At 30.4% G+C, this 8,344-nt stretch carries 7 protein-coding genes; 5 read left to right on the top strand and 2 right to left on the bottom strand.

Annotated elements, in window-relative coordinates; translation table 11 throughout:
* The first annotated feature begins 204 nt into the window (after positions 1 to 204).
* Together brnQ and RR430_RS08395 are read left to right on the top strand one after the other, a co-directional pair.
* Positions 205 to 1,554, top strand: coding sequence for a branched-chain amino acid transport system II carrier protein (brnQ, locus tag RR430_RS08390; protein ID WP_332491713.1), 1,350 nt, complete (start codon positions 205 to 207; stop codon positions 1,552 to 1,554).
* Between the two features lie 105 nt (positions 1,555 to 1,659).
* A complete protein-coding gene (locus RR430_RS08395) occupies positions 1,660 to 3,201 on the top strand; it encodes a [FeFe] hydrogenase, group A (protein WP_332508924.1) in 1,542 nt (513 codons plus the stop codon).
* 30 nt (positions 3,202 to 3,231) lie between these two features.
* Here RR430_RS08395 and RR430_RS08400 read toward each other — a convergent pair whose 3' ends face one another.
* On the bottom strand, positions 3,232 to 5,202 hold the full coding sequence (locus RR430_RS08400; RefSeq protein ID WP_332488346.1) for a GGDEF domain-containing protein: 1,971 nt from the start codon (positions 5,200 to 5,202) through the stop codon (positions 3,232 to 3,234).
* Between the two features lie 133 nt (positions 5,203 to 5,335).
* Here RR430_RS08400 and RR430_RS08405 point away from each other — a divergent pair, with 133 nt between their 5' ends.
* Positions 5,336 to 6,319: a GNAT family N-acetyltransferase gene (locus tag RR430_RS08405; RefSeq protein WP_332488348.1), complete on the top strand. Its 984-nt coding sequence runs from the start codon at positions 5,336 to 5,338 to the stop codon at positions 6,317 to 6,319.
* Positions 6,320 to 6,327: 8 nt separating this feature from the next.
* Complete coding sequence (locus RR430_RS08410) at positions 6,328 to 6,684, top strand: hypothetical protein (protein WP_332488350.1); 357 nt, start codon at positions 6,328 to 6,330, stop codon at positions 6,682 to 6,684.
* A 40-nt stretch (positions 6,685 to 6,724) separates the two neighbouring features.
* On the opposite strand, the gene RR430_RS08415 is transcribed toward RR430_RS08410, so the two are convergent.
* The gene (locus tag RR430_RS08415) at positions 6,725 to 7,627 is read right to left on the bottom strand and encodes a sugar phosphate nucleotidyltransferase (protein ID WP_332491717.1); all 903 of its coding nucleotides are present in this window, start codon (positions 7,625 to 7,627) and stop codon (positions 6,725 to 6,727) included.
* A 65-nt stretch (positions 7,628 to 7,692) separates the two neighbouring features.
* Here RR430_RS08415 and RR430_RS08420 point away from each other — a divergent pair, with 65 nt between their 5' ends.
* Positions 7,693 to 8,259, top strand: a complete 567-nt coding sequence (locus RR430_RS08420) for a Maf family protein (RefSeq protein WP_332488353.1) — start codon at positions 7,693 to 7,695, stop codon at positions 8,257 to 8,259.
* Positions 8,260 to 8,344 lie beyond the last annotated feature (85 nt).

The raw sequence follows: 8,344 nt of genomic DNA on the forward strand, positions 1-8,344 counted from the left end.
ACTCTTAATCAGTGGGTCTGGGGTTCGATCCCCCAAGGAGTCACCATTTATATAAATAAAACGATTATCGATAAAAGATGGTCGTTTTTTTAATTTTTTGGTCAGTTGAAAGAACTAAAGTAAAAGTTGTTTGTATTAGGTATAGAATTAGAATATAATAGAAAAAACTTATTCATGGGGATGAATGATAGATGGGGTATTAATATGGATAGAAAATTAAAAGGAAGAGAATATTTTTATATTAGTTCAATGCTGTTTGGGCTGTTTTTTGGAGCAGGTAATTTAATATTTCCAGTACACATGGGACAAGAAGCAGGAGGTAATGTTTTTCTTGCTAATATTGGATTTTTAATTACTGGTGTGGGATTACCATTCCTAGGTATTATTGCGATGGGAATTTCTAAAAGCGAAGGTTTATTTGATATGGCAAGTCGTGTAAGTAGGAAGTATGCTTATGTCTTTACCATTCTTTTGTATCTTGTTATCGGACCATTCTTTGCGTTACCACGTTTAGCAACTACTTCATTTGAAATTGGAATTGTACCTTTTTTAAATAATTCAAATATAGCGTTAGTACTTGCGATATTCAGTATTGTATTCTTTGCTGTTGCATGTTTTTATGCAAGGAAACCTTCTAAGTTATTAGTTTACGTTGGCAAAGTATTGAATCCTTTATTTTTGATTTTATTATTTACTCTATTTATTGTTGCGTTCACAAATCCTATGGGAGCAATTAAAGATATGGTTGTTCAAAGTAGTTATCAGTCTCAACCACTGTTTACAGGATTCATACAAGGATATAATACACTAGATGCATTAGCTAGTTTAGCGTTTGGTATTATAGTTATTTCAACTCTTAGAGGTAAAGGAATTAATGATCCTAAAAATATCGCTATGGATACTGTAAAATCGGGAATTCTTACTATTATTCTAATGGGTTTAATTTATAGTTTGCTTGCTTACTTAGGGGCAATGAGTGTAGGACAGCTTGAAGTAAGCGCGAATGGTGGAATAGCTTTAGCACAAATTACACATTACTATTTAGGTGATTTTGGAAGTATAGTAGTGGCTGCAATTGTTATTGTAGCGTGTTTGAAAACAGCAATTGGGTTAATATCTTCATTCTCTGAAACTTTTGTAGGTTTGTTTCCTAAAGGGAAATATATAATGTTTTCGATTGTTGTAAGTGCAATGGCATGTTTATTTGCAAATGTTGGATTAACAAAGATTATAGAGTTTTCAGTTCCAGTATTAATGTTCCTATATCCTCTTGCAATGACATTGATTTTATTATCATTATTTGGTTCATTCTTTAACCATAGTAGAGTAGTGTATCAACTAACTATTGGATTTACATTTATAGCAGCAATCATCGATGGTTTAAATGCATGTCCAGCATTCATTCGTGATTCATCAATTGTACAAAGTATATTAGCTATTGGAAGTAAATTACCTTTCTATGATATAGGCATGGGATGGGTTGTTCCAGCTTGCATTGGATTTATTCTTGGAATTGTATTAATGATAATTAAAAAACAAAAGAGGTATGCTTAACTATAATAATTGAACTGGCTTATAACCAGTTCTTTTTCATATAAAATCATTTTCTTATTGATAATTAATATCAATAAGAGTATAATCATAACAGGAGTGATTATTATGACAAAACATTTAGAAGTAGGAATTAGAGTTCCAGTAGAACCAAACAATGTTTCATTGAAACGAATTGAAGATTTGTGTATTAAGTGCGGCAAGTGTAGAGATGTTTGTAGCCAAATGATTTCAGTGGGAGGGCATTTTGATATAAATAAGACAATGGATACTGCCATTTGTATTAATTGTGGTCAATGTATTCTTACTTGTCCAACAGGATCTTTAGTTGAACGACAAGACTGGATGGATGTGCAAAGAATAATTGATTTAGGTAATAAAAAAGTAGTATTTATGACATCACCAAGTGTAAGAGTAGGCTTAGGTGAAGAATTTGGATTGCCTAATGGTAGTTTTGTAGAAAAGAAAATGGTTGGAGCATTACGTAAATTAGGTGGTAATTATATATTTGATACAACGTTTGCTGCTGATTTAACAATCATGGAAGAAGCGAGTGAGTTAATTGATAGAATTACGAATAGTAAGCCTTTACCGCAATTTACAAGTTGTTGTCCAGCTTGGGTAAAGTTTGTAGAGACATATTATCCATCAATGTTAAATAACATTTCTACATCAAAAAGTCCTATTTCCATGTTTGGGCCTACTATAAAAACATACTTCAAAGAAAAAGAAAAACTAAATATTGAAGATATAGTAACTGTTGCGATTACGCCGTGTACTGCAAAGAAATATGAAATAAAAAGACCAGAGATGAATGATGCTGGTAAGTTAGAGGGAAAAGATAATATTCAAGATACTGATTATGTCATCACTACTCGTGAACTAGCAAAATGGTTAAAAGCATTGAATTTAGATTTAAATGATATAGAAGAGTCAGAGTATGATGATTTACTGCCTAAGGGTAGTGGCGCTGGTGTCATATTTGGTAATACTGGTGGGGTAATGGAAGCAGCGCTTAGAACTGCAGCATATATGTTAGACGGTAAAAACTTACCAGTTGATTCGATAAAATTTGAAAGTGTTAGAGGATTAAATGGAATCAAAGAAGCTACCGTTAGGATCAAGGATATGGATGTAAAGGTAGCGGTTATTCATGGCACAAATAATGCTCGTGAATTTATTAAAAATGGAATAGATGGTTACCATTTTGTTGAAGTAATGACTTGTAGTGGAGGTTGCATAGCCGGCGGCGGACAACCAATTCATTTGAGTCAAGATATGGATGAAATACGCAAAGCTCGTATTGAAAGTTTGTATAAAGATGACGAGAAATCAAAAATAAGATATAGTCATGAAAATGTTGAATTAAAAAAATTATATGAAGAATATTTTTCTGAACCAATGAGTGAATTAGCTGAACAGCTATTACATACAAGCTATATAGACCGTAGTTCAGATTTAAATGAAGATCCAAGTATATATAGTGAACCAACAAAAATTATTGAAAAAGAAAATGTAAATACTAGTTCTATAAGCTACGTTTGTATTATGTGTGGTTATGTTTATGAAGGTGATATAACTTTAGAATCTGATGATTACATTTGCCCAATTTGTTCAGTTGGAAAAGAATTGTTTGAAAAAAAGAATTAAAAGAAGGTATTCTCAATTTTGAGAATACCTTTAATTATTACCCAAGATAACACAGTTTTTACCACTGCGTTTTGCTTTATACATTGCAATATCAGCGTTGTGTATCGCTGTTGGTTCATCTGTTTCTAATAAAACAGCACCAGCACTTACTGTGTATTTTATTTCGTTACCTTTATATTGAAGAGAACTCTTTTCAATTCTATGAAGTAATTCTGTACATAATGAAATTAAATGATTTTCATCTTGAACTTCAATTGCTATACAAAACTCTTCTCCACCAAAACGAGAAGGAATGCTATTAGGTATGCTTGTTAAATGCTTGGCTAAGTTTTGTAATACAGCATCTCCAGCAAAGTGACCATAAGTATCGTTAACTATTTTAAAATCATCAATGTCTACCATGACAATGCCAATTTTTGTATATTTTCCACTGTGTTTAGCTAAGTTCTCAGAGAATCCTTCACGATTATATAAACCAGTTAAAAAGTCTTGTTTTGATTTAGTGATTGCGTGGATGTATTGTTCGATACTATTTACTGTAGAAGCAATGATACCTGCTAATAGTGAACAACTCTTGACTTCAAATGGTGATAGAATAGTTGATTCATTTGTAATAGTACATAGTATACCATTAATATGATCTTGAAAATAAAGCGGTTCAAAACAATAACGATAGCCATTTTTATCTAATTCTTTACGTCTGCCTTCATTTAAACACAGATTTATATCCACATCAGTGCATGGTATTGTTGTGTAATCATCTTTATCATTTAAGTAGCATAATTCATCATTACGTAATATATATAATTTAACATCTTCAAGTGGTAAATGCAGCTTCATTTTATTTGTTATTAGTGGAACTAAAGATGAATAATTTAAGCATGCCGATATTTCTTGAGATAGTTCTAATATATTTGTAACTAAGCGGTAAGGAGCATCATATGATAATTCTGTTTTACTGCTCCATAATTCACTTTGAGAATCATCCAGCATGTTTGTTATAATTTCATTATTTTCATTATGATGTTTTTGCAATAACTTGTAAATTTGATTTGCTTTCTTTGGTTTATCAATGGATATATAAAATTCAGCAAGAGTGTTATACCATTTGTTTTTAACACCAATAACTTCAGATGCATGTTTTAATACTAGTTCATAACATATCTCAGCGTTATCATAATCCTTAATTAATTGATAATAAAGAGCTTTACTATAGATTGCATTGTATAATTCTGTACTTTCATTTTCTTCAAAGTATTTGATACTTTCTTGCAAGTCACTAAAATACTTGGATGCCATTTCTAAGTTATTCATCTTACAAGCGATTTCCAGTAATAGGCGGTCAAATTGTATAGGACGATAAACTTGAAGTTGTGTAGCAACTTCATTTGCTTTTAGTGCAGTTTGGTACGCGTTTTCATATTCGCCAAGGGTAATATAAACTTGCGATAAGATGACCCAGTATGATATGCGATGTGAACCTTTATCATTTTCATCATAATTAGCCATCATTTGTGATAAAGCTTGTTTATTCAATCCTAATTCTAATAAAATATATGTGGAATTATTTAATAATGCATATAAGTGATGATCATAATGATATTTTTTAGCAAGATATATCCCGTATTTAGCATCAACATAACTATCATAGTATTGTCCTAGATTAACGTTCATTAAAACAGAATTATTAAGAATTGATAGATAAGTAATATCGCTCTCGTAGTTAGGTAAAAGTTCTATAACTTCTTTTGCTTTTTGGTTGTAGTCTTTTGCTTTTTTTAAGTTTGTATTCATTGTAAACCAACATAAAAATAAATAAGCAGTAGCAAGTGATAGAATGTATCCTTTTTGTTTACATAATTCAACTAGTTCAAAAAGGTCTTGTTCAGTAATGAAGTCAACAATCATATTATCAAGCATGAATTGTTTCAATTCAAAGATACAGTCTTCTGATGTTTCGAGTTGATGCAAGTATTCTCTATATTGTTCTATTGCACTCATTCTTGAACCTCCTTTTGATTATATTTTAACATCATTTGAACTCTATAGTAGAAACAAATGACATTTATTTATTACTTTATTAAAAAAATAAATGTTTTATAATATATGAAATAGTTATTATAGGAGATATAGTATGTATATACAAACTAAAAGGTGTATTGTTAGAGACTTTGAATATAATGATTCAGATGATTTTTTTGAGTTTTTAAGTGATGAAGAAACATGTTTAAATGATGGAGGGTATTTACCATTTAAAGAAAAAGATGAATTATTTGATGCCATCATGGTAAAGCAATCTCAAGATAGTGGTCGATTTGTAGTTGAAGTTAAGGAAATAGGAAAAGTAATAGGTGCAATCCATTTAATGGAAGTAGATGGCAATAATGAAATGTTAGAAATAGGTTACATATTTAACCCAAACTATGTAGGGTATGGCTATGCGGGTGAAACGGTAAGTGCAGTAATAGATTATTTTTTTAATGAGATGAATATTAATAAGTTTGATGCGGGTGTATTTCCGTTTAATATAAAAAGTAAACAATTACTAAAAAAACTAGGATTTATTTATGATCATTTGGAAAAAGATGCTTGCAAGCATGAAAAATTAGGGATGTGTGATTTTGAACACTATATAAAAGTAAAAAACAATGTTTTTGTATTTGAAAAATTAACTCAAAGAAATGCATTAATAATTGCTGATGAATGGAAATATGATGGAGATTATGCTTTCTATGATATAAGTGCAGATATCGAGGATTATAATGAATTTATTAATGAAGAGCAACGGAATAAAAATGATATGTTTCAAGTTTTCTTAGAAGGAGAACTAGTAGGATTTTTTTGTTTAATGAGAAATGACAATGAAATAGAAATAGGATTAGGGTTAAAACCTAGTCTTTGTGGCAAAGGATTGGGTAAAGTATTTATAACGGAAATTGAAGCTTTTTTAATGCCTCGATATAAGTATGATACATTGGTTATGAATGTAGCTAAATTTAATGAAAGAGCAATTAAGTCATATTTTTCTTGTGGATATGTTACAACTAAAGTGTATAAGAACTATACGAATGGTAAAGATTATGATTTTTTAGAAATGAAGAAAATTGTAAATTTTTAGGAGGAAGCATGAAAAACAAGAAATTAATTATTGCTGGTTTGGTAATTATTTTGGTAGTTGCTGGATTCTTTATAATGAATCAATTTAATTTGTTTACTACTAATGTTCTAGATAGTAATACACAATTTGAAGGTGAGATAATTAAAGTTAATGAATCATCGATATTAGTGGAAGTAAATGATGATGCAAATATAAAGAAAACTAGTGATGTGATTGAAGTATCACTCAATACAAAGAAAAAAAATCACGATATAAAGTTTAAAATTGGTGATATTGTTTGGGTTATTTATGATGGTGTAATTATGGAGAGTTATCCAGCACAAGTAAATGGTGTTTATGAGATTAAATTAGTAGAAACAAAATAAGTATAATTAAAAGCATATGCGACGCATATGCTTTACTTTACTATTTCCACAAATCGAATGGATATAATCCATTATCTTTGCATTCTTGTAATTTAGTTACAACACCTGGTTTGTCTTCTTTGTATGTAACTCCAAACCAATGATCTTTACTATTCATAATCTTAACTTTGCACTTACCTTCGCTAATTAGTTGACCAACTGCAGTAGGCAATACATGTTCACATTTCATAGGGTTTTCAATAATACCTTTTTTGATAAAGTCATTAAAGATATCTTTACAATCATCAATTACTTTTGGTGTGAATCCCCAGAAGTTCATTGATACAACTGCATCATCAGATAAAGGTTTCCATTCACCGTTTTCTTCGAATACAGGTTTACCGTTTTCTCTAGCGATTTTTTGGATTTCAACGATTTTTGTTAGGTAACCATCTGTATTTTCGCAAAGACCACGAGTAACAGTACCGTTATCAGTTAGTGTATTATTACATAAATAACCAACCATACCATAATTATCATCACTAACTTCATTAGCTAAGAAATTATAGATAACTTTAAATGCATCTTTACCATAATAGTCATCAGCATTACAGATAGCAAATGGAGCATCAAGATTTTTACATGCAAGCAATGCATGTGTAGTTCCCCAAGGTTTTTCTCTACCTTCTGGAACTGTAATTCCTTCAGGAATATCATTGATATCTTGATATGCAAATTCAACTTCCATATGTTTAGATACTTTATCAGTTAAGCATTGTTTGAATGCTTCTTCATGTTCTTTTCTTATAATTAAGACAACTTTTTCAAATCCTGCTTCATGAGCATCGTAAATTGAGAAGTCTATAATTGATTCACCGTTATTTCCAACAGTATCAATTTGTTTAAGTCCTCCATAGCGACTACCCATTCCAGCAGCCAAAATAACTAAAACTGGTTTTTTCATTTAATTTCTCCTTCATTTATGTTAAAAATATTATATCATGCTTATAATAGATTAGAGGATGAAATATGAAAAAAATTAATTTAATATTGGCGAGTCAGTCTCCAAGAAGAAAAGAATTGATGGATGTAATCGGAATACCGTTTAGTATAGAGGTAGCTGACATTGATGAAACGATGAACCTAAATGGTAATTTGGTCGATGAAATAAAGGAATTAGCTTATAAAAAAGCTAAAGTTATCGCTGATAATCACAAAGATTCTGTTGTAATTGGTGCAGATACTATTGTTGTTTATGAAAATAAAGTTTTAGGAAAACCAAAAACAAATGAAGATGCTTTTGAGATGTTAAAATTATTATCAGGGAAAACGCATAAAGTATTAACGGGAGTATCGATTATTAATTGTGATGATATTCAAAAGTTTTGTTCAATTAGTGAAGTAACATTCAATGAACTAAGTGATGATGAAATAACTAAATACATTGAGACAAAAGAACCTATGGATAAAGCAGGGGCTTATGGTATCCAAGGATTTGGCGGATGTTTTGTACGTGAAATAAAAGGGGATTACTATACAATTATGGGCTTGCCACTATCTTTAGTTTATCAAGAACTTATGAAGATATTTTCTTGATATTTTCATATGATTTCGTTATTATAGAGTAGCGCCGCCTTGGTATAGTGGTAACACACATCCATGGTAAGGATGAGCGGGCAGT

This window comes from Anaerorhabdus sp., assembly GCF_036641015.1.
Taxonomy (GTDB): Bacteria; Bacillota_I; Bacilli_A; order Erysipelotrichales; family Erysipelotrichaceae; genus Anaerorhabdus.

Excerpts from the sequence above, each read along its gene's own strand:
- brnQ (WP_332491713.1), top strand. The coding sequence starts at position 205 with ATGGATAGAAAATTAAAAGGAAGAGAATATTTTTATATTAGTTCAATG.
- RR430_RS08395 (WP_332508924.1), top strand. The coding sequence starts at position 1,660 with ATGACAAAACATTTAGAAGTAGGAATTAGAGTTCCAGTAGAACCAAAC.
- RR430_RS08400 (WP_332488346.1), bottom strand. The coding sequence starts at position 5,202 with ATGAGTGCAATAGAACAATATAGAGAATACTTGCATCAACTCGAAACA.
- RR430_RS08405 (WP_332488348.1), top strand. The coding sequence starts at position 5,336 with ATGTATATACAAACTAAAAGGTGTATTGTTAGAGACTTTGAATATAAT.
- RR430_RS08410 (WP_332488350.1), top strand. The coding sequence starts at position 6,328 with ATGAAAAACAAGAAATTAATTATTGCTGGTTTGGTAATTATTTTGGTA.
- RR430_RS08415 (WP_332491717.1), bottom strand. The coding sequence starts at position 7,627 with ATGAAAAAACCAGTTTTAGTTATTTTGGCTGCTGGAATGGGTAGTCGC.
- RR430_RS08420 (WP_332488353.1), top strand. The coding sequence starts at position 7,693 with ATGAAAAAAATTAATTTAATATTGGCGAGTCAGTCTCCAAGAAGAAAA.